The sequence below is a fragment of the Variovorax multivorans genome, from assembly GCF_051216835.1.
GTDB lineage: Bacteria > Pseudomonadota > Gammaproteobacteria > Burkholderiales > Burkholderiaceae_C > Variovorax.
Genome location: NZ_JBPJZL010000016.1, coordinates 31,653 through 56,493, shown reverse-complemented (window position 1 = coordinate 56,493; position 24,841 = coordinate 31,653). Strand labels below are relative to the sequence as shown.

The following is a 24,841-nucleotide window of genomic DNA, read 5'->3' as shown; positions in this document are numbered from 1 at the left end:
AACAACGAACTTTCGTTCTGCTTTCATCGAAGCGTCATGGCGCCATTCGAGACTCGGCGACTTCCTTCGACACGCGCACTTCAGGTGCGCGTCACTTTTTTCAGACCGCCATGTTCATTCTTCCGACCGCCCTCTCGACGCCTCTCCCGTTCCGCCGCACGCTGTTTTCCACCCTCGCCATCGGCACGCTCATGCTGGCCGGCTGTGGCGGCGGAGACTCCAGCGGCCCGGCCTTCTTCCCCGTGGCGCCCAGCACCCCGGCAGCCGTCGCGCCCGCGCCCGCCCCCGCTCCCGCAGCCGATCCAGGCCCGTCCGCACCGCCCGGCCGCTGGACCGTTGGCGACATGCACATCCACACGATGCAGTCGGACGACACGCAGCAGATTTCCACGCTCGACCAGGTGCTGGCCAAGGCCTTCGACCAGTTCGGGCTCGACTGGGCGGCGCTGTCCGACCACCTGCGCCTGTCTTCCTATGACAACAACGGCACCAAGCTGCCGGCGCAGATTCCGTTCTCGGAAGGCATGGCCAAGTACCAGGTGCCGCGCATCAAGGCGCTGCAGGCCGGTGGCAAGTACGCCGACAAGACGATCTTCGCGTCCTTCGAATGGGACATGCCCTCGCATGACCACGGCAACGTCGGCATCCTGACCGACAACCCCATGTCGGACGCAGCGCTCAAGGCCGCGAGCCAGTTCGAATACCTCTTCACCAACCGCGCCGCCGCGCTCTTCCCGGCCGGCGACGTCACCGCCTGGGGCCCGAAGGCCGGCGTCAACTACGACACGCACGCCGAGACGCTCGCGGCAATCGCCTGGCTCAAGAAGAACTACCCCGACACCAGCTACCTGCAGATCAACCATCCTTCGCGCAACCCCGGCAAGTACACCATCGCCCAGCTGCGCGAGATGAACGACCTCGCGCCGAACATCGTGTTCTCGCTCGAAGGCATGGTCGGCAACCAGATGGAGCCCGACCGTGGCGGCTACACCAGCGCCTACATCCCGGCCAACCTGCCCTCGCGCACCTACGGCGGCGTCGATTACCTCGTCGCCAAGCTTGGCGGCACCTGGGACGCGCTGCTGTCCGAAGGCCGCCATATCTGGAACGTGGCCGACTCCGACTACCACTTCACTACCTCGCAAGGCCAGTACAGCAGCGGCTACGCGCCGGGCGAATACGCGAAGAACCACCTGTGGGGCGATGTCAAGGACCCGAAGTCGCTGCTCTCGGCCCTGCGCTCGGGCAAGCTCTTCGCGGTGAACGGCGGCCTGATCGACGCGCTCGACTTCAAGGTGCAAAGCGCCAAGGGCGCTGGCGAGATGGGCTCGGACGTGGCGGCCAAGGCAGGTGAAGACCTGAAGATCACCATCCGCTTCAAGAGCCCCGAGCGCAACAACTTCGAGTACCAGCTCGGCAGCGGCAACTTCGCCAACGTGAAGCCGGTGGTCGACCACATCGACCTGATCGCCGGCGACGTGACCGGCCCCGAGCTGGCGGGCACGCCGGGCTACGCGCGCGACACCAACCCGTCGACGCGCGTGCTCAAGCGCTTTACCCGCAACGACTGGAAGCTCGACGCCGACGGCTACTTCTCGGTGAGCTACACGGTGAAGGCCGGCAACAACCAGTATTTCCGCCTGCGCGGCACCAACCTGGGAACCGACGTGCCCAACGAAACCGCCGCCGGCGAGCCCTTGCCCGACGCGCAGACCACGGGTACCGACAACGTGGCGCGCTTCAATGCGATCAACGTGCGCAACTACAGCGACCTGTGGTTCTACTCGAACCCCGTGTTCGTGAAGGTCGCAGCGCTCTAACAAGCGAGCCGGAGCCCGCCCGCATCGATCAGTTCTTCGCGGCGCGCACCTCCGGCATCGCCGACGAGTGGTGATGCGCGATCAGCCACTGCCCGTTCACCCATTCATAGACATAGGTGTAGCGGGCATGCACCGTGCCGCCATCCTTGAAGCGGAAGGTGTAGGTGCCGACGTCCTGCGCCACGTTGCAGCCGATCTTGACGATGCGCTTGTCGATCGTGCCCTGCGGCTCGCTCTTGAGGAACTTCACGAAGTAGTCGCGGATCTCCGCCGGGTTGGTGCGCGGCTGGTTCGACACGGTCGCCAGCAGCACGCCATCGGGTGCGTAGTTGGCGACCACCTTGTCGGGGTCCAGCGTGCGCAGCGAGCTGTTCCAGCGGTCGAACAGCGCGCCGATCTGCGCTTCATCGGTCGCCACGCAGGCAACTGCTGCACCCGCCCCCTGGGCCAGCGCACCGGTGGCAAGAGTGAGAGAAAGAACGCCGAGGGCGGCACTGGTGACGAGACTTTTCTTCACGGAGATTCCTTGTTGTGAAAGTGTTGAAGCACCGGTGTCTGCCGGCGCTGCACCGCATTCGCGAGGCAGGAATCAAGTCTCTGGCGCAGAGATGAACACGACCCGTGCCGGGCCATGAACACAGGTTGAAGCGCAGATGAACAACGGATGAACGCGCACGCACCCGTCGTGCGCCCGGGCGCTCAGGCTTCCAGCGCGTCGAGTCGGTAGCCGAAGCCGCGCACGGTCTTGAGCAGCGCGAGCGGGTGGCCCTCGTCGATCTTGGCCCTGAGGCGGCGCACGTAGACGTCGACCACATTGGTCAGCGGGTCCTCATTGGTGCCCCACACGTTCGAGAGGATGCGCTCGCGGCTGTAGACGCGGCCGGGTGCGCTCATCAGCAGCTCCAGGAACGCCAGCTCCTTCGCCGTCAGCGCAATCGGCTGTCCGGCTCGCGTGACCTGCATGCGTTCGCGGTCCAGCACGAGGTCGGCCACCTGCAGGCTGCTCGCCTTCACGCGCTGCTCGCGTCCGCGCCGCAGCAGCGCCTCGATGCGCGCGAGCAGCTCCTCGAAGGCGAAGGGCTTGGTCAGATAGTCGTCAGCGCCCAGCCGCAGGCCGTTGACCTTGTCCTCCAGCGAGCTCATGGCCGTGAGCATCAGCACCGGCACATGATGGCCTTCGGCGCGCATCGTCTGGCACAGCTCCAGGCCACTGATGCCGGGCAGCATCAGGTCGAGGATGAGCAGCGCCGGCTCGCCGCCGCGCGCCAACGCCAGGCCCTCGGTGCCGGTGCGGGCCAGCTGCACGCCATAGCCTTCGGCGCGCAGGCCGCGCTGCAAGAAGTCGGCCACGCGCGGATCGTCCTCGACCACGAGGATGTTGTTCATGCGGCCTCCGGCGTCGTGGGGGCAACTGCGCTATCAAAGCGCGGCAGCCTGATGCGAACCGTCGTGCCCACGAACGGCTCGCTGTCGATGTCGATGCGGCCTTCGTGCGCGGTAACGATGGCCTGTGCGATCGACAGGCCGATGCCGGTGCCATCGACCCGATGCGCCCGCGCGCGCTGGCCGCGCGTGAAGCGCTGGAACACCGTGGGCAGCTCGTCGGCGTCGATGCCGATGCCCTTGTCGCGCACCGCGATCTCCGCGCACCCGTCGACTTCACGCCAGCCGATGCGGACCTCGCCGCCCGAGCGCGAATAGCGCACCGCGTTGTCGAGCACGATGACCAAGGCCTGGCGCAGCCGGTCGGCATCGGCATGCACGTAAAGCATGTCCGACTGCGCGTCTTGCGAGCTATCGAGGCGAACCCCCACGCCGTGCAGCGCACCCAGCGCCTCGGCCTGCTCGGTGGCATCGCCGACCAGCAGGCCGAGGTCCACCTGGTCCTGCCGCATGACGAGCTGGTCGGCCTCGGCGCGTGCGATCAGCATCAGGTCGTCGATCACGCGCGCGAGCTGCTCCACGCCGCCGACGATGCGCGACAGCGTCTCCTTGTATTCGGCCAGCGGCTTGTCGGTGCCGCGCAGCGCTATCTCGGCCTCCCCGCGGATGGCGGTGGCCGGCGTGCGCAGCTCGTGGCTCAGGTCGGCGAACAACTGGCGGCGGCGCTGGTCGATGTTCTGCAGCGTGACGTGCGCGGTCTGCAACTCGGCCGTGCGCGCGTCCACCGCTTCTTCGAGCTTGTGCCGCGCAGCTTCGGCATCACTTCGGCGCTGCTGCAGTTCGGCGGCCATGGCGTTGAAGTTCTCGGCCACCTGGCCGAATTCATCGCCCGAGCCAACCGCCATGCGATGGTCCATCTGGCCCGCCTGCAAGGCCTGCGTGCCGGTCAGCAGGCTGGCAATGGGTGCCTGCAGCCGCCGGTTCAGGCGAATGGCGAGCAGCACCGCCGCTGCCAGCGTCAGCACCGCCAGGCCGATGGCCTGCAGGCGCAGCACCTCGATGGCGTGCTCGGTGGCCAGGCGTGCAGCCGGCACCGCCTGCTTCTGGCGCTCGATTGCGCCGTTGACGAGTTCGCGCAGGTCGCGCCCGCGCGTCACGTCGAACACCTGATTGATCTGCTGCCACACCGATGAAAACTCCGCGCCCGGCTGCAGCGGCGCAAGCTGCAGCAGGCGATCCTGGACCGCGGCGATGTTGGCATCGAGCAGGTCGATGCTGGCCGCCAGTTGGGTCACCGCTTCGGGCACCTGCGTGCCCCGCGCCGAGGTCACGGTGGTCCACCAGGCCAGGTCACGCTGCGTCAGGTCCCGCAGGCTGGCTGCGCTGGAGCGCATGCCGGCCAGCCAGCGGTCGCGCGACTCGATCGGTGCGTCGCCATTCATCAGCCGCTGCGAGGCCCAGACCCGCAGCCGCTGCTTGTTGGCGGACAGCTCCAGCAGGTCGGACTGGATGTCGCTCGCCAGCCGGCTGTGCTGCGCATAGAAGGTGACGCGCTCGGAGCCCAGGTAGATGAACGCGGCCTGCACGCAGACCAGCGCGACGAGCGCCGCGAAGGCCAGCGAAAGCCGCGAACGGAATTTGATGGAAGGCATCGATCGGTGCGAGGCGCATACCTGCTTTGAAGGGTGCGAAGAATAGCCCATGCCCGTTGGACGGCCGGACATCCATCACTTCTGTTAAAGCTCGATTGACCCGAGCATCGATGTTTGCGATGCTCCAGGCGTGATCAACGAACTCAAGACCTTCATTGCGGTGTGCAAGCTCGGCACCTTCGCGGCAGCCGGCGACCGCATCGGCCTCACGCAATCGGCAGTGAGCAGCCAGATGAAGCGGCTCGAAGAGGCCCTGGGCTTCGAGCTGTTCGACCGGACAGGCCGATCGGCCACCTTGAACGTCGCGGGCCAGACGACCTTGCCGCGGGCGGAAGAAATCTGCGCCCTGTTCGCCAAGCTCGGCGAACTCCCTCACGACGACGCCACCCGGGGGCTCCTTCGCATCGGCTCGATTGCCTCGGCGCAACCTACGCTGCTGGCGCGTGCGCTCGAGCAGCTGCGCAAATCATTTCCCCTTGTGCGCGTGCATGTGTCGCCCGGTGTTTCGATGCGCCTGATGGACGACCTGGACGCCGGCAAGATCGATGCGGCCGTGATCATCCGCCCGCCCTTCGGAATGCCTCCCGACCTGACGTGGCAGGCGCTGGTGCAGGAGCCCTTTGTGCTGGTCGTGCCCAAGGCCGTGCCCGCAACGAAGAACTGGCGGGCGCTGATCCAGGAACAGCCGTTCCTTCGCTACGACAGGGCTTCGTTCGGGGGACGGATGGTCGAGGCGTTTCTGCGCAGGGAAGGCCTTTCGGTCAACGACGCCATCGAGATCGACGAGATCCCCGGGTTGATCCACCTAGCCTCCAGAGGGCTAGGCGTGGCGCTTGTCCCGCTGGTCGAGGCGCATCTTCCGATGCCTGCGGGGGTGCGCATCGTCTCACTGGGCGAGTTCACTTTCCATCGCGAGATCGGCCTGCTCCATCGCAAGCCCCGGGCCAGTCCGCCCGTGGTGGCGCACTTCGCCCAATGCCTGCGCGATGCGGCTGAAGCGACGGCACCGACTCGCCGGCGTTCGACGTAATGCCGACTCGGCCGGCTCGGCCCCTCAATCGCCCGGTATGTGGGGCGGATTCAGCACCACGGGTTTGGCCGACTTCTTGCGCATGCGGATGTTGAGCATTTCCACGCTCAGCGAGAAAGCCATTGCGAAGTACACGTAGCCCTTGGGCACGTGATGCTCGAAGCCTTCGGCGACCAGCACGACACCCACCACCACCAGGAAGGACAGCGCCAGCATCTTGATGGTGGGATGGTTGGAAACGAAGCGGCCGATCGGCCCTGCAAACAGCATCATGAGCAGTACCGAGGCGATCACCGCCGCGATCATGACGCGCACGTCGTCCACCATGCCGACCGCGGTGATGATCGAGTCGAGCGAGAACACCAGGTCGATGATCATGATCTGCAGGATCACCGAGGCGAAGGTCGCCTTCGCCGTGCTCTGCTTGTGCTCGTGTTCGCCCTCCAGCGACTGGTGAACCTCGCTCGTGCTCTTCCAGATCAGGAACAGCCCGCCCAGGATCAGGATCAGGTCGCGGCCCGAGATCTCCTGGCCGAACACCACGAAGAGCGGCTTCACCAGCCCGACGATCCATGCGAGCACCAGCAGCAGGCCGATGCGCATGAACATGGCCATGAAAAGACCGATGCGCCGCGCGAACTCCCGCTGGGCCAGCGGCAGCTTGTCGACCAGGATCGAGATGAAGATGATGTTGTCGATCCCGAGCACCAGCTCCAGCGCGGTCAGCGTGGCGAAGGCAATCCAGACCTGGGGATCGGAGAGAAGTTGGAGCATGAGGCGACCCGTTTGCAGCAAAAACGCGGTCGCATCTTAAAGCTCGAGCCGCAAGGGCCCGTGTCAGCGTGCGAAGAGCGAGCTCAGGTCGGCGAACGACTTCATCTCGATGGCGTTGCCGGAAGGGTCCAGAAAGAACATCGTCGCCTGTTCGCCCGGCTCGCCCTTGAAGCGGATGTAGGGCTCGATGACGAACTTGGTCTGGCGGGCAATGAGCTTGTCGGCCATGGCCTGCCATTGGTCCATGGGAACGATCGCGCCAAAGTGCCGCACCGGCACGTCGTGACCGTCGACCGAACTGCTCTGGTGGTGGCCGCATTCGTCGGGCGCCAGGTGCGCCACGATCTGATGGCCGTAGAAATCGAAGTCCACCCATTCAGGCGCGCTGCGGCCTTCAGGGCATCCCAGCAGGTCGCCGTAGAACGCGCGTGCCTCGGCGATGTCGCGCACCGGAAACGCGAGATGAAAGGGGATGCGGGTGGTTGTGTTGCTCATGGTTCTTGCCATCGGAAGTGGGGGATGGACGGGACTCTAAGCAGCGCGTCTCACAACTGAAAGCGATATATTTTTTCTCTGAGCCACACAGATTTCGATCAGTCAAAGAGATCGAGAGCGACAGAAACGGCCGGCTCCCCCGATGCGATCCGCGCGACCGCCTGGATGTGGAAACCTCATGGCGACGGGCTGAGCGAGGGCGCCTGGTCCGACCTGCAGTTTGTCGGCCAACCTGCGCCGGTCCAGTTCACCGTGCAATTCGCGCCACGGTCAACCACCTGGCATAGGCCTTCTGTCCTTTCGGCGCCCGTTACCGAGTAGGCGCCATCTCGCTCGCTGATAACCGCTTCAGCCTGCTCCTTCGTGAAACCAAATGCACCGGGAGCTCCATTCGCGACGCGGGCCGTCAAGTTGCACGCCAGCAGAGTAATGGAGTGCAGGGCAACGCCAGCGCTCAGACGCCCCGACACCTCGGATATTTTCAGCACGTCGCGGCTCGAAGGGAAATCCAGCGCCACGTCGGTGCGGCCTGTACGCCGCACTGTCGTGTTCGCCGCGTTGGAGAACACCCGGATGAACCCCAGAGCCTCATCGTCCTGCATGACCCTGATGATCGGGGGATCCTTTCTCGGCATCACGATTTCTCCCGGGTTTTCGCTCTGCTGCTTGCGCAACCACGTCCAGCCACTCACCGGCGATGTGTTGAAAGCGTAGGCGATCTTCACGTCCTCGCTCATGTATGCGGCCAGCTGCGCCATGCTGCCCCCCAAGGAATGCCCAGCCGTGTAGATCTCGACATTCGGGGCGTCTTTCTTCAATTTTCTGACGATCTCTTTCAATCCGATCCGGACCTGCACGAACTGCTGTGGTTCGAGATTCAGCGCCATCGCCAGATTCGCTTCCCAATCGGGCAACAACTGGCCGCTGTAGTTCTCCGTACCGCGAAAGACAATGAACGCTTGTGTGATCGGCCCGTCGGGCAGGCGATAAACGAAGGTCTCGTAGTACAGGCCTCCCACGGCTTTGCAGCCGACCCCCGAGTGCTCCCATGACTCCCATTTGCCGGCACCGGCGGACGGGACCCTCTTCAGCCGCTCCAGCGGATGCAGATCCGGCCTGTAGGCGCAGTCGCCCCGGCTTGCCTCAGGCGCATACCGTCGGTAGACCACTTTGCTCAGCACTGCAGGCCACGCCATCTGGCCGAGCACTTCGGCCGCGGAGGTTGCCTGGGCCACTTCCTGGGGCGTCCACGGCTTGCTTATTGCAACGGCGGACGGCGAACTGTCTATCGTCGGTTTCTGAACCCGATCGACCCTTGCTCCCTCGAGCGAGCGGCTGGCAGCGGAGATCACCGCGCTGTAGCAGTCGGACGCGTCGGTATCCCGGTAGCGATGGTCCAGAACGTGCCGCTTTTCCGGTGAGGAGCCATTGCGGCACTCTTCCACCTCACGCCTCATCTCCGCGGCCATCTCGGCGCGGTACAGCTTCGCCTCGCGGTTGACGGAATAGAGACCACAGCCTCCCGATGCGGCGCAGCAAAGCAGCACCGCCATGCACCGGGCGGCACGCCCCCAGTTTTCTCTTTGCATCTCCACCTCCAAATGTTTGCCGCAGCATAGCGGCGCGCTACGCACGCCACGGGGTTCATCCCGCAACGTCGGCAGCGCTGCTGTGTGCGAATAAAGTGCGTCGGGAAAGCTCTCACCGTAAGTCATTGATTTGGCGGAGTTTTTTTGAGATTCATGACGCGACGCAAAGTGCGTCGCCGTTTTAATAAGCGGTCTCCCAACGCGGCCCCTTATTCATTCCCTCGATAGCGAACAGCTCGTCACGACACGATTCGATGGCTTTTCAAGGAACTGGTCAATGCCCTGCCGGCGGCGGGTGGCAAGCCAATGGAAGGCCGCGCGAATGGTCAAGCATATTGCACGCGGACAAGGGACACGACTACACACTCTGCCACCACTACCAGCAAACGATAAGCTATGTATCCGCTTCGAGGGTCATATCAGCATTCATGTCGCTTTGTTAACCGCTTCTAGTAACGCCAATCTTCTCAGGCTCCCGTGCAAAGAAAATCTAATGTTTTGCTTGGTATAGCAAGATTTTCTGTAGACCAAGCGAATGCAATTGACTAGAGTAGCGTTGCGATCCAAACTCGCGGCCTAGAGGATTTTCAATCTCTAATCTTGCCAAGTACTTCGATGATCAAATTTCGGGGTGACGAGCTAAGTTTGAAAGCAATCAGTTGGCTAGAAGACGAAACGTTGCACAGCCTGTGTACTCGTCAGCATTTCCTCTTGGGAAATGTTAAAAGTTCCGAGACAAATTCTCAACTTTTTGGTCAAAGCTCTAGAAAGATCACACATGATTTTCCGGGCGCGATCGACAAATTTGTTGAACGAACGGGTGGCAAACTCGGAGATAGCGAAGAGATCATCCGACGCAGAACGATACTGGCCGCATACCTCCCATTTTTGAGCTCAGGCCAAGAGCAGATTGCACTCGAATCAATGCGACAGGGCTCTGGACACAACGGCGTTTTCGCCAAAATCGGCCTCGGGGGCGAGCGCTATTTCAAGACACAATGCCTGCGTTTTTGCAGGGAGTGTGCAAGCCGAGACATCATCCAACAAGGTACGGCACACTGGCACCGAGACCATCAACTTCCTGGCGTTTTCCGTTGCCTCTTGCACGGTTGCGAACTACATGAACGCTCGATGCGAGACCGTCTTAGAGAATCATATCTAAAGCTCCCGACGCCCAGCCTCATTGACGACCTTGAGTTTGTGCCTGCAGTCACGGCTACAAATCAGCGAGAAGCAGAGGCTCTGATCAAGATCACGAGTTTCTCGATCAAAATCGCTCATCAACCTGCAGGCTTCAAAATCGAACGGGCACCACTCCTGCAAGCCTATCGATCTCGCTTGATAGGCCGAGGCTGGGCCAATGACAGTCAAAAGCACATCGATTGGAATCGTGCGACGACTGATCTGCTTGGATTCGCGAGTGCTATCGACAGACATCGTACCCATCCGGGTTGGCTTAGCAGCTTGTATGCGAGGTCCAACCTGTTTCACCAGCTGCAAGCGCGTTCGATTCGACCTTTTTTCCAGTTCGTAGTAATCGCGTGGCTTTTCGATAACTGGGAAGACTTCATGGATTGCTATCGAATTCACGCCGCTCAGGATCCAGCATTACACAGACAGCAACCGTATTTCCGTTTGCCATCACAACGTTCACTTGACATCAATGCTCGCAAGCAGAAATTTGGTCACCTGATTCGAGAGGGTGCATCGGTATCCGCCGCAGCGCAGACTGTTGGTATTTCAAACGGAATAGGCAGAGGCTGGGCAGCTGCCCTAGGCATTAAGCCCAGGCTCCGCCGCAACACCATACCCAAAGAGTATCGCGACCGGCTCGACTCAATGATCCGCAGCGGTGAACCATCAGAAGTCATTGCCTTGAAACTTTCTATCTCGGTGAGCAAAGTCGATGAATATCTCAGACTGAATCCTCAAATGCACGAGGAGAGGAAGCGCGCACGTGTTCTGAAGCGCCTCGAAATTGCTCGTGCCAACTGGACATATGCTCTCGAGCGTTCTCGTCGAGGAGACGTAGGAGCGACGAGAGTCGCTTCCTCGGACTACCACTACCTTAGAAAGCACGACGTCCAGTACGCAACGTCATCAGTAAATCTAAAACCACCTGTCACAGCCCGTCGCCACAAGGATCAGCACCAATGGGCAGAACTTGAAGAGCTCTATGTTCAGGCTATCAGAACCGCGGCTGGAGAGCTCCGAAAGATCGATCCGTATCGTGAGCCGAGCCGCTGGGATATTGTCCTGCGCCTAGAGCATCTTGGTCCAAGCAATGAACTTTCAGCACGTATTCTGATGCCGCGAGTTTTCGCAGCACTTAAACACGAACTCAAGCCACAGCATCTTCGAACCGATGATGCGAACCCAGATGTGGCTCGCAAGCCAGTCGATCCGCGTGAGCTCAATTAGTCGCCCGATGTCCGAAGAACGCGCCGCTCCAAACAAATCTAGCCTCGCTTAACGCTCGAAGGATTGCGCGACTTACTTTTCGGTTGGAGAAGTGAGTAGGCGGCCTTGACCAAGGCCACAGATCTCATTTCTGATATCGCGTCAGCGGGCTCCGCAGGTGCAGCCGCCCCTGCCGTGCGAGGTCTCGGATCTGCTCTGCGCCTCTGCGCGGCTGGAACAGGACTCAGATCAGATTTGATCTTCGCAAGCTCCTTCTTCTCGGCTTCGTTCAGCACGGAGTCTTCAACCGCCTTCCCGAAGCGCTGCTGAAGCAGGCTCCTCAATGCCGCTTGGTATTCGTTGTTTGACGGACTTGCAAACGGACACATGAGATCCCGCTTGATCTTCGTGTTGCCCATCGCATGTGCAAGCAATTGCTCGACCTCTTCTCGGGTCGAGAAGTAGTCAGTGTGCAGGTAGGTCGACTCGACAGTCGACCAGCTCACCGAAGTCTCACCAACACGCCGAGATGCCCGGAACGATTCTTTTAGCAACTGCTGGAGGTTGCGCTTGAGTCCGGCGCTGTAGTTCCACAGCTCCGTTGCCCGATCGACAAGATTGAATGCAAACAGTCCTGGAACTGCAGCTTGCAGCTCCTGCAAATATTCAGCCCACAATGGATCTCGCGGCGAACAAGGAGTCACCAATCTCAAGCGGGCGAGCAACCGTTGACGACTCTCATGTGGCAACTTAAGCATCTTGTAGACCATGCTGAAATTGCAAAAATACGCCAGTGGCATTCCCAAGCTTGCCGCGCTCAAGAGCAATCTGGCCGCCATGGCTCGAGCGTCTTCCCCATGAGTGAGGAACTGCATCTCGTCGAGAACTGCGAAACAGGCACCCGAGCGATACATCGAACCTCGACATTCGACCATCGTCTGCTTGAGCTTGGAGCCGGGACCGGCCAGTGCTGCGAAGACCAAGGTGCTCTGTGGTCCGTTTTCGATCAGCGCAGATCGCATTGGAATCCATGGAAATGGCTCATATTCATCAGACACCGCGATCGTAGACGCCGGTGGCGTGAACAGTCGCTCCAAAGCTCGGCGCAATGCGCTCTTGCCAACACCGGACAAACCCGTCACGCAGAAAGGGAAAACCGGTGGTATGTTGATAGCTCCGCTGAAGATAGTGCCCAAAAATGCCTTCTTCGTCCGAAACCATTCGTTAGCGTATGCGAGTGCCACTTCTACAAATTCCAGCAGCAGCCGACACTCGCTCTCGCTCGGAATGTAGATGGCATCCCAAGCGGCTTCGATACGCCGACACGCCACCTCGACAGGGGCGTCTCCAAGCCCTGAAAGGGCCTGCGCCCCCACTCGCACCATCCGAGCTATATCGCCAATGGTCTTGATTCCACGCAGGTGACTGGTCCACGGACTCTCACACGGCTCAACACCATGGGTCAATGAAGGACCTCCTTGCCCTTCGAGAGTGCCCGCGTTCGCGCGCCCTCACTGCGGGCTTGCTTGGTTCCATATTTGGCACGCCCCGGCTTGGCTTTGGCCGAGCGCCAGGACTTTCCGGTCTGAGACCGATGCTGCTCTGCGACATGGGCTTCCGTAGCCTGCTGGTGCTCAGGCAGCTTGCGTTCCCATTTTCGATGTTGGTCCGCTCGCTCCTGCAGTTCGGACAAGGTGACGAAGAACTCGCGATCTGTTGTACGGTACGCAGCTGTCATGTCGAGTTGGATCAGCTTTCCCTTCATATCAAGCCAGATGTGGCGAACACACGCCTCAAGAACCCAAACGTCGACCTCAAGCGTCTGATTCCCATTGATGCACTCCCGTAGACCGGATTTGTCTAGTGCATCTGAGCGGAAGACTCGCCCCATCAACTCGACACCTCGCCGAGTGAGCTTCGCTTTCGCAGGAGTCAGGAAGGCACGGATCGCATCCTCCCGCAGCATTGCAATGCCATCGTTGCGCATGCGTGCGTCGAGCGCCTTCCACAGCCGCAATGGTGTCGGCACGGAGACCTCCTCAAGCAAATCATCGGATACCCGGTCTTTCACATTCATGCTGTCGTTGTCCCTGATCAACCTCCAGATCTCCTGGACAACCAACTGAAACGAGTTCTTGTCCGAGCGCATGTACGCCAACTGATCGTCGACCTTGAGCTCCCGCGGATTGGATGCCTCGATAAGCGCCTTGGATTGCGGGCTGCGGCTCGGCGAACCTTCGACAATCACAGGCGTGAACTCATCCACCCTCGCAAATGCTCCATCCGTTCCGCCGGGGCCACGATCCTGGATGTCGTGCGGAGAGTTGCCTTCGCTGGGCCACATATCTGCCGTAATCCGAATGCCAAAGAGGCTGCAGAGCCAGACCTTGTCGACGGCCTGCACAAACCTCGCCATCCGGTAGGCGCTACTGGTTTCCGAGCCGAAGGAAAACCCGATCCCGGTGAAAAGCCCGGAGCGCTGATCTCGCAGCCGAACAATCACCAAAGGCTTTACATCTGCATCGCTGATCAGACCACGAGGAACTTCCTTCGACACGTATGCATCGCCCTCCACCCGCTCCATCAGGTTCGCGACATTGGAGCTGAATGACCCAACGAAGGGTGCGAACTTCGAACGCTCCTTTTTGCGTCCGATGCGGGTACGGCGCTTCTTCTTCTTGCCGATGGTCTGATCGACGTGGTACCAGTACATATTTTCGGTAGGAAATCGCTCCCCACGCGGATGGTAGAACTCGCGCGCACCATTGACCTCCCGGGTCTTGCACCCAAAATCCTCGACGATTGCGCGAATGTAAATGTCGTCAAATTTGACGCCTGACTTCGCTAGGCGCCGATAGGATTCCAAGATCGTCCCGAGCATTGCCCGGTCGGTGTTGTACCCGTGACCAGGTCCCTCATCGCGGCTTGGTGCCCCCCTCTTGACCAAGGAATTCGAGTCGAGTCGGTCCCAATGTCCGATGCTTGCAAATGAGTAGTGCAAGGCCAGATCGTTGCCCTCGAATGCAAGCCTCGTATAAAACCACCACGAATACCGCGTCTCGTTGACCGCAGGCTTGCAAGATCGCGCGAGCCGGCCGAGCATTTGCTCCGGTTTTTCGGACGCCAGGATCTCGTTCTTGATCTTTAGCGCGGGGGCAATACGCTTGAGCTTGTCCTTGATGCGATCAGCGTGCTTCTTGACGGCGTTTCGCCTTCCCGCATCGCTCGCGTGCAGTCTGTCGACAGTGAGCCCAGACAGCCATGGGGGCAAGCTGTTTTGCTCCTCACATTTTTTTATCATGCCGTTGTCGAGCCCGGCTTCGAACTCCGAACGGCCCAAGCGCACAAGGATTGCCCGTGGCTGTGGCTTCCGTTTGGTTCGTGCCGCCGGTTCGGCGTCTTGATCTTGCGCTTCCGACTTCCGCGGATCGTTCTTGGACTTAGGCGGAAAGGCCGGGGCCGGGGCGATGAACTGCACTAGCGAGACAAGCTTGGTGTTCTCATTGCTCTGCAGGAAATGGTAGACCGCCCCTTGCTCCAGGTTGAGATACCCCCGAGGCGCGTAAAGCTGTGTTCCAGCAGCTGGCATATCAGTCTCGCGTGAACCAGTTGGCGTAGACCTCGAAGACATCCTTTGTCTCCGACTGCATCGGCTGATCGAAAAGCACTGGGTGAAACAGATCAAGACGCAGATCCCGACTCCAAATCGCGCGATAGAAAGCCGTCTTGAGCTCATCGACGTCAAGTGATGAGGAACTCGCGCTTACGCGCCGGACGACCTCGAGCGCGCTTTGCCCCTTCGATATGCCAAGGCGAAACTCTTCCATCAGATCGGCATAAGCCGTCCGACTCAGCGCGAATCGACGCTTCTGATAGAGCAAGGCAGCACGAAGGTTGTTGCAAACCTCTGAATCCACGTCCTCGTCAGCGGCGATATCGACCGTCTTGATATCCCCAGCTCGGTAGCGCTCACGCACGATCCGATGGCGCGATATCTCTTGCTCGCGAGCATCTTCTGGGCTCATTCTTGAGAGCTTGAAATCCGGAGGGTCTTGGAACGCATCGCGTGTATCTTTGATGTTCAGATGCACGCAGTAGGGGCCTTGAGAGCCCGCTATGAACGGCAGGAGATCGCCAATGAGGAAACTGGGCACCTCATAGCGCTGGCCGGCAACCTTGGTCTTGATCGTCGGGTAGTGCTTTAGCAACCCCAGTTTCTCCGCGAGCATGCAGGCGCCAGGCAATGGTGCGGGGCGCAAAAGATCTGCTCGCGGATGATCAGTCAGCGGATGAGGGCGTTCATCGAAATGGATGAGGCGTTGCTCTTGAAGTTCAAAAACCCAGGGACAGTGCAACACAATCAGCACCACCTTGAACTCTGGCGCTGACAACACGTGGACGTCACGCCCCATTAACGGCCAATAGACGGTGAGATACCCTGAAACGCTTGGTGCTTCCTCCCTGGTCGCCAAGATGGAGGGCGTGTAACCTGGACCGAACTCTGGTGGATCCTGTCTGATCAGAGTCTTTTTCAGCCGGGCTAGAGTCTGAGCTGTCGTTTTCGGCATAACACGCCCAAGGAAAGAGATTCCCCTACCGTCTTCACGGTGAGCGACATTTGCGCGACAGTCGAATCAGGTACTACTCAACATATCGCGACGCTCCAGCTCACGCTGGTTGTAGAAGCCCGTTTCACCTTTGGCGAGGTGAGCGGGTTTTGTTTTTGGCGTCAGATCATCTGTTGCTCAAATAAGGACTGGTGTCCGCCAGTCTGCAACAGGCAAGACCTTCCGCACGAGATCGGTCACAAGCTCTGAATTCAGATGTCGATCTCGCCAGTTACGCAAGCACGTCAAGCGTCTGACAGGGATAACGTCAGAGTTCTGCAGCGCCCCTACCATATCATTCCTCAAGATCATGAATCGTCTGCAGCAGACTTTGCTCGCGGCTCGAAGACGCGTTCGTTGACCTTGAAAAATCAACTCCTTCACTCCAAACTCCGCAATTATTAATGCGCCCTATCAATTCTTGCAATAGATTTTTAATCTAACCCTCTTAGTTCGGCACATTCGATGCCATTGCCTCAATTTTTCTTCATTTTACAATGTGAAATAGTTTTCAATTCGATCTATGATTTTTCCATTTCGCCGAGAAAATTATTTCTTTTTTGAAATTACTCTTATGCGAAGCAAATCAAGAATGCACATTGTTCTAGTTGATTTCTGCGCGGTTGATTGACCAGATACGCCCAGGCGTCAATGGATTCCACTGCCCCCCTCTTTGATCTCCCAACGACATGCACTTGGCTGCCAGGAGAAACCTTGTATAGCCTGTGCTGTCGCCACCACTTCATAGCCGGCAACACGCGCGCGGGCGAAACCACCCTGCAGCTTTTTGGCACCTCATCCTGCGGCCCAGTGCGGACAGGTGGCGTCGCAGCGCTTGTCGAACGCGCCAGAGGCCAGCTCGGTAATACAAGAAAGATCATCGAAGACCGGACGCTGTTGCCGTTTCACATGCCGTTTCTTACGCAGCGCCGCGTCACTCGAACGATCACGGCCATGAGCACAGGCACGCCTGGGGGGTTGAAGGTGGCACTGAATGCGCTGGCTGGGCGATCTGCGATCCCACGATCGCTGCGCGCCTGCCTAGCCTGTGCCCGCGCGGACAGGGCGGCCCATCACATCGCGTACTGGCATCGAGATCACCAGTGGCCCGGCGTCTATCGCTGCCCTCTCCACGACCTCCCTCTTCGCGAACTGACCATCCAGCCAATTTCCGCACATGGACTCATCTGGTGTCTGCCAGTTATCGAAGCATTGGAGTCATCAAATGCGGGCCCTGCAAACAGCATGTCCGCTCACCTCGTACAGCAAAATGCTTTCCACGCCTCCTACTTCACGCCGTTCCCACCTCAGGACAGCGCACACGAGAACGTCATCAAGTGCATCGCATCGATCGCCATTGCCCTTGGCACGCATGGCCACCTTTTGCGATTGGAAGGAAGGATATTGAGCGACGTTTATCGAGCCACACTCTCGCATCAAGGACTGCTAACAGCAGGTACCGGACACCTGCGACAGCCAGAAGCGGGAGATCGGTTCTATGCATTTGGCGCCGCACTCTGCCGCTCCAGTGATTTTTTGGGGCTGTTACAGAATCCCGAGCAGGCAAACGGCCACTTACTACGCTTGATGAAATCGAACCGCATGCCCCGAAATCCGCTGTGGCATCTGCTGGCTATTGCATGGCTTTTCGAAGATTGGGAAGGATTCATGCGGCAATACCACGCGTTCTCATCGTCTAGTGAACGCCGAAAGAATCAATTGGAATTTCACAAGTTGGCGGATCTACTCACAGAACCTCAAGTACGCAGGAGCCGACCAGGAAGTTCGCAAGCGTGGCGACCGTGATGCCGTGATGTCGTGATGTCGTTGGTCCGAGCTAATAGAGTTCAAAACATTTAGGAGGTGCCAGGTAAGGGAAGATCTGAACAGCTCACCAATTGGCCTTCGATGAGGGCCAACGATGCGCATGGCGATGAATCGCATCGCCAGATACCCCGATTCAATGAGGCCTGCGTGTGATCCAGCACCCTCAGGCTGTTTGCAAACGTGCCTGTCCCATCATCGTCATCAGTTTCTTGCGCGCCAGCCATGGCGATCTTGTACGCAGCGTACTCAGCCTGCGCACGACGAGGCCGACTCCACTGGCCAGTGCACCACCGCGGTGGCGCTACCTCTCCGAAGCTCGATGCGAACGTCGCGAATCGGCCTCTTGGCTTCGGGCTGCACATCGAGCGCGATAAAGGCTGGCGCCGGCAACTTGGGAACCTCGAGCGCCTCCGGTGCAGCCGCCTTCCTTGATTGACCCGCATCTGCGTATCGATGCAGCGGGCTGCAGTCGTGCGCTCCGAAGTATGGGCAGGGTCAGGCGCAAGCAGAAACGTGGATCACGTCTGCGCGGAAATCAACAGTCAGAAGTCACTACGCTTGCTCCACCTTGATCAAGCCATATTCCTGCATCTGACTACGCACCTCTTGAATCTCACGATTCAGTTGGACGAGATATTCGTTGGCAACCATAGAGAACAGGTCTTCACCAACTTTATCCAGCTTGACGATGAAATCCCCGATCCCGATTCGCTGTATGAGCTTGTTGAATGCACTCTTGACCGCATTCGGATTGTCGTCAGACAGCGGGATCGTGACAGGGTCTTGCTCCATGTTGATCTTGAGGAAGTACTTCTCCTCAACGCACTCCACTGCTGCATCAAGTATGACCATAGATTTTCCCTCTCTCTCCAAATGCATCCTTGCCGCCTTCGAGTGTGCGCATGCTGACCATCTTCCAATCACGCTCCTCAGACTTCTCCACGTTCACCAGGTTGTTCGTGAAGGGATTGCCAACGAACGTGCTATATCCCTCCGGCCCATGAGTGCGGTAGATCGAGCAGTACGGCAACGTTCGCACGGCAATGTTGGCATCGTGCGTTGAGATGAACACTTTACGACCTGACTTCGCTCGCTCTTTGATGAGCGGAACGATTACATCGTTGATGTATTCGTTGCCAAGGCTCTTCTCGGGCTCATCAAGAATGTAGACCTCCTTGTCGATCCCCAGCTCCTTTTGCAGCATCACCATCGACGCCTCGCCACTTGAAGGCGCATAGGGCAGGCCGTCGAGCGTGAAGTACCTCTTGAACAGAAGCAATTCATGGACCGTTTTGATCTCATCGACGCCCTCGGTGGCATTGAGCTCAGAGACATAGTGGAACAGATTGTCCTGGAACACATGCTTGCCCACCGCATGGAGAGCATTGACAAACTTCTTCTGGACACCCTTCTTCACGCTCGTCAGGCTCAGCGTCTCTCCGTCCGTGACGCTGCCATCCTGAAAGAGGAACTGGGTCACGAACTTCAACTCGCCCTTGCCTGAGCCGAGGTCGCCGACGATCTCCTCTTCATTCGCGATCACAGAATTCAGGCTCTTGTCGATCGCGCGGATACTGGCGGCGATCTTCAGGCGGTTCATTGCATAGTCACGAAAGCCCGTCGTGATGGGCTTCGCGGGCGAGCCTGTTTTGCGCTCTACTTCGATCCGGAAGGTCTTGATCGCTGAATTGAGCAATGAGAGTTCCTTCCAGTCTACAAACCCGGACCACTCCTTCCCAATGAGGCGATCGAGCAGCAGCCCGAGGATACGCCGCAGCTCTGTGAACTCGTCGTCCGTTAGCTCCTTCTTCACGAGAGGGTCTTCTTCCATAAAGGCAAAAAATGCATCGATCTTTGAGGCAGTCTCGTGGTATTTGGAGAAATTTCGCTCGGCGTCACCTTCCTCCTGCGTGTCGATGTCTTTGAGCAGGATCAGCTTCGCATTCTTGTTCGAGACCGTGGACTCAAAGAACGCCTTGAACTTGGTCACGCTTGTGACGTCCACTTCGATGGCGGTACGCACCACCTGAATATCGTCCTGGCAGTAGCTAATGCCATGGTTGTTGAGATTGGTGCTTAAGCCCTTGCCCTTGATGTCAAAGATATCGTTGAGACGGCCGCTGGCGGACTCGTAGACCTTGGCATCGATTCCGTTCTTCATGTAGTGCTTCGCAATAGCGTGGAGGATGCAAGACTTCCCAGTCCCCTTCGGCCCAAAGATGATGTTGATATCGTTGAACACCCTGATGGTTAGCTTCTTCCCGTCTTCGAAGGGCGCCAATGTGAGTTCTTCAGACGTCTTGCGATCCATTACCGTGTTGATGGTCGTGGGGTCCTTTTTCAAGAGCAGGCAGAAGTGCTCGAAGCCATCGATAGGAAGACGTAGATCGGGCAACTCGTGAGCACCCTCGACATACTTCCCCCAATCATGGATGTCGGAGCCGTAGATCGAAGACCGGCCATGCGAGATGTGGATGCCCGCGGAGATGGCATTGCTTACCTCTTTCAGGATGCTCCACCTGTTCTGCGCTCCCGATTCAAGCGCTGCCAGCATTTCGTCCGATACGCTCGGCCGCTTCTGCTTGTAGTGGGCAACATAGAGCGGCTCCATCGCATCGAACGTCGCGAGAACGTCCGGAATCGTCACCTTGAACGAGTCCGGCGTGTAGCCCTTTGTTAGATCAACTACCGCGGCGAAGAACTGTGCCGCTAGCTTGGGCGAGACAATAACCAGCAGGTGACCTTTGCCACGATCGTCGTAAACATCAAGTTCCACACCAGGCCATACCTGCGCGTCCGTTCCGATGCGTGCCTGGATAGCCTGGAACTGAGAGAGATCAAAAACGTTGTGATTTGTGATCGCAACAACCCGGACTTCTGTCGATAGGATCGCGTCACAAAAGTCCTCCGGCGAAATCTCTCGCGTCTGCGCATCACCAGATTTGCATTTCCTAGTATGCGTGTGGATATCGATTTTCACAGATTGCATCTCCCCATACGAGTCTCAGGCGGTGTGTTGGAGTGCTGTGATTACTTGTGGCTCCCATACTGGTCACGGGTTTTGTTGTTCCGGTAAGTGCCGCCGCGATGCGAACTACCTTGCCCACCCGAATAAGTACCGCCGTGACTGACAGTGTGATGCCCTCCTCCATACGCAACGCGGCCGCCCCCACTACCTTTGGCAACAGCCAACGGCGCAGCGAACATGGCAATGGACCAGACCGCAAGCAGAAATGCTCTCTTCATGGTGTCCCCTTCTGTGAAAATTTCCCAACATGTGGCAAGACCGTGCATTGGTCGCACAGAAATTGACGCCTTGGGGCAGGGTTGTCCAAAGCGGCCCAAGCGGCAATCCCGCGTTCATGGGATGAGCACCTCACGCCCGCGCCGCCACTGCTCGACATCTTCCGCATCGCGCTCTAGTTCCACACCCAGCCTGTAGACAACGCGGAAGATGACGGCTTCTAGCAGCGGCGAGAGTCGCAATGGCCTTAAGCTGGGCGACTGGCCACGACGGTGGAGACTGTGCAGCACCAGTGATCGAAGCGTCCGCGCGGTTTTGGGTTCTGATGTGGCGCAGCGACCAAGTCCCTGAGGCGAAAATGATGTCTGCCAAAGAGATTCTGGAGTGCGCAGGTTCGAATCCTGCCGTCTTACTCTTGTTGCGGCTCTGCGCTATTGCGCGCTTAGGCGCTCCGCGATTTCGCGTGCGCCGAGTTCTCGCACAGTCGCAAGACTTTCGAGTTGTGCTGCCCGCGGACGTGCCTTGCCTTGTTCCCAGTGGTAGATCGTCTGCCCTGACACGCCAACCAGTTGCCCATAGCTCGCCGCGGACAGCCCAAGCTTTGCGCGATGTGCCGCCAACCTGGTTGGGCTGAATCGGCGCTTCGTGCTGGCTGCGGCTTCATCGGCCGAATCAGCCGCTGCGGCAGGGCGCGTCGCTCCCTTCGCAACACGGCGCAGTTCCTTCTCGAGCGCAACCACTTGGCGACGCAACTCAGCAATCGATGCGCGATGCGCGACCGATGCTTTCTTGAGCGTTTCGATCTCAGCGCGCACTTCTTTGCGAGCAACACGGGAGATTTCGGTTTTGAGGATCGAGGCGATGTTTGGCATGGGCACATTGTGCCGTTTCATTGCAGCGCTGAAGCTCTGCCGCCGGGCTTGCAATCGGACCGCACCAACCTCATCCATCGCGAAATCCGAGGCGGAGTGCATGAGCACCGGATAGCCATCTTCGCAACGTTCCTGTGTGATTTCTAGAACTCGCTACCCAATTGCTTTCCTTGTAGGCCCCCAGCCAAGCAACTAGACTGAACAGTGAGGGCACCCGCGATACTGGGGGCCGAGGAGCCTGCCATGTACAAGCGTGTTCTTGTCGCAACCGATGGCTCCGCGCTGTCGGAACAGGCGGTCGCAGCGGCCATCGACTTGGCCCTGCTGACCGGTGCCGAACTGGTGTGTGTCAATGTCACGCACCTTCTACCGTACGGCTATTTTGAAGGATCGATGGTGTTGAATCAGCGTGAAATCGAAGCCATGCAACAGCAGACGAATATGTCCGCGCAGCGCTTGGTCGACGCGGTCAAGACCGCTGCGCTCGCCAAGGGGGTGCGCGATGCACAAGCCATCGTCATAAAATCAAACCAAGTAGCCGAAGCCATCATCGCAACAGCCAAGAATCAGCAGTGCGATTTGATTGTGATGGCTTCGCACGGGCGACGCAGCCTCGCGCGATTGCTGCTGGGCAGCGAGACGCTGCATGTGCTGACGCACTCACACATTCCCGTACTGGTGTTGCGCTAGGAAGATCAACGCCAGTTGACGGGCACTTGCGCGTCGAGCCCGGTTCGACTCTGGTCGATCTGCATCGAGGACCAAGACCAGACGCGTAGATCCTGCATGAGATCAACGGACAAAGCCGTCGGGCTCGATCCCTCGACGGCGAGGATCGTTCGGACAGGAGACTGCAGATCGATCCATTCGAGAACTCCGCTCGTCTGCTAGTGCAATTCTCCAGGAGGACCAAATTCGACGAAGTGATTTGGCATCTCTACCACTTCATATCGACCAGTCTGTCGTCCATCAAGAACATCCTTTGGGATGGGATCTCGCAAAGTCATCTGGCCCGACACCCAGGAATGAGGCAACCGATCTATTCGAATCGTGCGAGTCGGTCTGGAAAATCCTTCCGACGGATATCCATCGATCCACTCGGGGACGATCCAGTATTGCCCATCGATGACCACAGTATCGATGATGACGAGACCCTCGCCTTCAATCGCTATCCACGATTTGGTGATCGCATGAACCATGGCTCCATGTCCCTGCTGAGTTGGGGGCTGGCGAGCTCCCAGAAGTACATCATCTACGTGATGATCAACAGCCAAGCGATAGTCCGAAGTACTGGCGAATGCCTACTCTCCCGAATCCAAGCGAGCCTCAAGCCAGGTCCTCACCTCCTTCATACCCCACTCGGCAGCTTCGGCCTCCGTCTCAAACGTCGGCTCCAACCATTGGAGGGGATGCTGATCCGGATGCGGTTCCACGCAATATGTCGCTGTCGCTGCCGCCGCAAAACGGCCGTCGGGCAATCTGATTCCACGGCTCTTGAGTTCCCATTTATCCATCGTGAACATCGTAGTCTCCGTCGTTCGAAAAACGAATTTCTTCCTGCTGCAAATTTGCGAGCGCTGTGTTTCTCAGATGTCCAAGCATTGAAGCAGACACTTGCATCGACCAGCCGTTGCCTCGGGCGACGCAAATTCTTGTAGCGCAGATCGAGAGTTCTCTGCACGTTTGAATCAGCGCTCGTGAAGAGCGGTTTGGAGCCACACGCGTTGAAGCTGCTTGGAGCACAAAACGCCTGCTTCGATAACGCCTCATCAAAAGCACGACGCACCTTTCCCTGCCCGATCACCAGAACATGTAACTCGCATCTTTGTGGCCTTAAACACGATTTTCATGCGATTTATATTATCATGCCACTGCCGTAACGATCCACCCCCTCACTTGCGGCATGACGCACGGCGAAACTGTTTGCTCTGGGCGTTGTGAGAGTCGGCTCGCCCAACGTAGGCGCTGTAGTTGCACTTCTCTTGAACACAGGTCGCACAGAGGTTGTGTGGGCGGTTCTACTTGTGTGAACCGGACCGCTGCGGGACTCTTCATTGGATCGCCATCAAATTGACAATGCCTTTCTCCCGCATCACCGGCACTGGCAGCTTTTTGCCTCCGCAACGCGTCACCAACGACGATCTGTCGGGCGAACTGGCATCACGTGATATCGAGACTTCGGATCAATGGATCGTCGAACGCACCGGCATTCGTGCGCGCCACTTCGCTGCACGCGATGTCGCCAGCAGCGACCTCGGGCTGGCGGCGGCGAGGAATGCACTGAAGGCTGCGAATCGCAGCGCCGACGATGTCGATCTGATCATCGTCGCCACATCGACGCCCGACATGGTGTTCCCGTCATCAGCCAGCATCCTGCAGCACAAGTTGGGCATCGCTGGATGCCCCGTGTTTGATGTGCAGGCCGTCTGCTGCGGTTTCATCTACGCGCTAACGGTCGCGGATGCCATGATCCGCACTGGTGCTGCGAAATGCGCTCTGGTGATCGGTGCTGAAGTGTTTTCGCGCATCCTGGATTTCAGTGACCGCACGACCTGCGTGCTGTTTGGCGACGGTGCGGGAGCCGTGGTGCTGGAGGCGAGCAACGAAGCCGGCATCCTCGCAAGTGATCTGCACGCCGATGGCAAGCACGTGGGGATACTGTGCGTTCCGGGTCACGTGTCGGGCGGAAATGTGCTGGGCAGGCCGCTGCTTGAGATGGACGGTCCGGCTGTATTCAAACTCGCCGTTCGCTTGCTCGAAGAGACGGCCCGCACGACGCTCGCCAAGGCAGCTAAGTCTGTCGCCGATGTTGATTGGCTCATCCCCCACCAGGCCAATATCCGGATCATGGAAGGCACCGCAAAAAAACTGCAAATGCCGCGCGAAAAATTGATCGTCACGCTGCCCGAACATGGGAATACCTCTGCGGCCTCGATTCCGCTCGCACTCGACCAGGCAAGACGCGACGGCAGGGTAAAGCTGGGGGACACGATCCTGCTCGAAGCGGTGGGCGGGGGTTTTACTTGGGGCTCGATTTTGCTGACCCTGTAGCACTGTTGGCACGCAAGGACTTCATCGAAACTCATGCTCCTTCTGGCCCGAAACTCGTCTGCACTGCCCTTATCGTCAGGTGCTGGACCATCGAGCC

The 24,841-nt window shown here is 58.9% G+C and carries 19 protein-coding genes; 6 read left to right on the top strand and 13 right to left on the bottom strand.

Annotated features, from left to right (window positions below; all coding sequences use genetic code 11):
• Positions 1-110 precede the first annotated feature (110 nt).
• Positions 111-1,820 (top strand): CehA/McbA family metallohydrolase domain-containing protein, encoded by a 1,710-nt coding sequence (locus ACSFCA_RS30855; RefSeq protein ID WP_435462152.1) that lies wholly within the window; start codon positions 111-113, stop codon positions 1,818-1,820.
• Positions 1,821-1,848: 28 nt separating this feature from the next.
• On the opposite strand, the gene ACSFCA_RS30850 is transcribed toward ACSFCA_RS30855, so the two are convergent.
• From ACSFCA_RS30850 to ACSFCA_RS30840, 3 genes are all read right to left on the bottom strand, one after another.
• Positions 1,849-2,271 carry an SgcJ/EcaC family oxidoreductase gene (locus tag ACSFCA_RS30850; RefSeq protein ID WP_435462197.1) on the bottom strand — a complete coding sequence of 141 codons (423 nt, stop codon included), beginning with the start codon at positions 2,269-2,271 and terminating at the stop codon, positions 1,849-1,851.
• A 248-nt stretch (positions 2,272-2,519) separates the two neighbouring features.
• On the bottom strand, positions 2,520-3,206 hold the full coding sequence (locus ACSFCA_RS30845; RefSeq protein ID WP_435462153.1) for a response regulator transcription factor: 687 nt from the start codon (positions 3,204-3,206) through the stop codon (positions 2,520-2,522).
• On the bottom strand, positions 3,203-4,855 hold the full coding sequence (locus ACSFCA_RS30840) for a sensor histidine kinase (protein ID WP_435462154.1): 1,653 nt from the start codon (positions 4,853-4,855) through the stop codon (positions 3,203-3,205). The genes ACSFCA_RS30845 and ACSFCA_RS30840 overlap by 4 nt, the downstream gene beginning before the upstream one ends.
• A 130-nt stretch (positions 4,856-4,985) precedes the next feature.
• On the opposite strand from ACSFCA_RS30840, the gene ACSFCA_RS30835 reads away from it, so the two are divergent.
• Positions 4,986-5,885, top strand: a complete 900-nt coding sequence (locus ACSFCA_RS30835; protein ID WP_435462155.1) for a LysR family transcriptional regulator — start codon at positions 4,986-4,988, stop codon at positions 5,883-5,885.
• Positions 5,886-5,909: 24 nt separating this feature from the next.
• On the opposite strand, the gene ACSFCA_RS30830 is transcribed toward ACSFCA_RS30835, so the two are convergent.
• The 3 genes from ACSFCA_RS30830 to ACSFCA_RS30820 all read right to left on the bottom strand — a co-directional run bounded on the left by ACSFCA_RS30830 (position 5,910) and on the right by ACSFCA_RS30820 (position 8,869).
• Complete coding sequence (locus ACSFCA_RS30830) at positions 5,910-6,659, bottom strand: TerC family protein (protein WP_258353552.1); 750 nt, start codon at positions 6,657-6,659, stop codon at positions 5,910-5,912.
• A 63-nt stretch (positions 6,660-6,722) separates the two neighbouring features.
• The gene (locus tag ACSFCA_RS30825) at positions 6,723-7,109 is read right to left on the bottom strand and encodes a VOC family protein (RefSeq protein WP_371127416.1); all 387 of its coding nucleotides are present in this window, start codon (positions 7,107-7,109) and stop codon (positions 6,723-6,725) included.
• Positions 7,110-7,330: 221 nt separating this feature from the next.
• Entirely contained in the window at positions 7,331-8,869 is a 1,539-nt protein-coding gene (locus ACSFCA_RS30820) for a Tle-like phospholipase domain-containing protein (protein ID WP_435462157.1), read from the bottom strand.
• Between the two features lie 489 nt (positions 8,870-9,358).
• Between ACSFCA_RS30820 and ACSFCA_RS30815 the strand changes: the two genes are divergently transcribed.
• Complete coding sequence (locus ACSFCA_RS30815; protein WP_435462158.1) at positions 9,359-11,164, top strand: TnsD family Tn7-like transposition protein; 1,806 nt, start codon at positions 9,359-9,361, stop codon at positions 11,162-11,164.
• A 38-nt stretch (positions 11,165-11,202) separates the two neighbouring features.
• On the opposite strand, the gene ACSFCA_RS30810 is transcribed toward ACSFCA_RS30815, so the two are convergent.
• The 3 genes from ACSFCA_RS30810 to ACSFCA_RS30800 are packed head-to-tail and all read right to left on the bottom strand — an operon-like array spanning position 11,203 to position 15,615.
• Positions 11,203-12,609: a P-loop NTPase family protein gene (locus ACSFCA_RS30810; RefSeq protein ID WP_435462159.1), complete on the bottom strand. Its 1,407-nt coding sequence runs from the start codon at positions 12,607-12,609 to the stop codon at positions 11,203-11,205.
• Positions 12,606-14,732, bottom strand: a complete 2,127-nt coding sequence (locus ACSFCA_RS30805) for a hypothetical protein (RefSeq protein WP_435462160.1) — start codon at positions 14,730-14,732, stop codon at positions 12,606-12,608. Before ACSFCA_RS30805 ends, ACSFCA_RS30810 begins: the two co-directional genes overlap by 4 nt.
• Position 14,733: 1 nt before the next feature.
• The gene (locus ACSFCA_RS30800) at positions 14,734-15,615 is read right to left on the bottom strand and encodes a PDDEXK family nuclease (protein WP_435462161.1); all 882 of its coding nucleotides are present in this window, start codon (positions 15,613-15,615) and stop codon (positions 14,734-14,736) included.
• A 786-nt stretch (positions 15,616-16,401) separates the two neighbouring features.
• Here ACSFCA_RS30800 and ACSFCA_RS30795 point away from each other — a divergent pair.
• Positions 16,402-17,556, top strand: a complete 1,155-nt coding sequence (locus ACSFCA_RS30795) for a TniQ family protein (protein ID WP_435462162.1) — start codon at positions 16,402-16,404, stop codon at positions 17,554-17,556.
• Between the two features lie 573 nt (positions 17,557-18,129).
• On the opposite strand, the gene ACSFCA_RS30790 is transcribed toward ACSFCA_RS30795, so the two are convergent.
• The 3 genes from ACSFCA_RS30790 to ACSFCA_RS30780 all read right to left on the bottom strand — a co-directional run bounded on the left by ACSFCA_RS30790 (position 18,130) and on the right by ACSFCA_RS30780 (position 21,693).
• Positions 18,130-18,429, bottom strand: a complete 300-nt coding sequence (locus ACSFCA_RS30790) for a hypothetical protein (RefSeq protein ID WP_435462163.1) — start codon at positions 18,427-18,429, stop codon at positions 18,130-18,132.
• On the bottom strand, positions 18,416-20,557 hold the full coding sequence (locus tag ACSFCA_RS30785; protein ID WP_435462164.1) for a PHP domain-containing protein: 2,142 nt from the start codon (positions 20,555-20,557) through the stop codon (positions 18,416-18,418). The genes ACSFCA_RS30790 and ACSFCA_RS30785 overlap by 14 nt, the downstream gene beginning before the upstream one ends.
• A 695-nt stretch (positions 20,558-21,252) precedes the next feature.
• Positions 21,253-21,693 carry a helix-turn-helix domain-containing protein gene (locus ACSFCA_RS30780; RefSeq protein WP_435462198.1) on the bottom strand — a complete coding sequence of 147 codons (441 nt, stop codon included), beginning with the start codon at positions 21,691-21,693 and terminating at the stop codon, positions 21,253-21,255.
• Positions 21,694-21,936: 243 nt separating this feature from the next.
• Between ACSFCA_RS30780 and ACSFCA_RS30775 the strand changes: the two genes are divergently transcribed.
• Positions 21,937-22,383, top strand: coding sequence for a universal stress protein (locus tag ACSFCA_RS30775; protein ID WP_435462165.1), 447 nt, complete (start codon positions 21,937-21,939; stop codon positions 22,381-22,383).
• Positions 22,384-22,580: 197 nt separating this feature from the next.
• Here the strand turns inward: ACSFCA_RS30775 and ACSFCA_RS30770 are convergent, their stop codons facing one another.
• Positions 22,581-22,892, bottom strand: a complete 312-nt coding sequence (locus ACSFCA_RS30770; protein WP_435462166.1) for a hypothetical protein — start codon at positions 22,890-22,892, stop codon at positions 22,581-22,583.
• 877 nt (positions 22,893-23,769) lie between these two features.
• Between ACSFCA_RS30770 and ACSFCA_RS30765 the strand changes: the two genes are divergently transcribed.
• A complete protein-coding gene (locus tag ACSFCA_RS30765) occupies positions 23,770-24,744 on the top strand; it encodes a beta-ketoacyl-ACP synthase III (RefSeq protein ID WP_435462167.1) in 975 nt (324 codons plus the stop codon).
• Positions 24,745-24,841 lie beyond the last annotated feature (97 nt).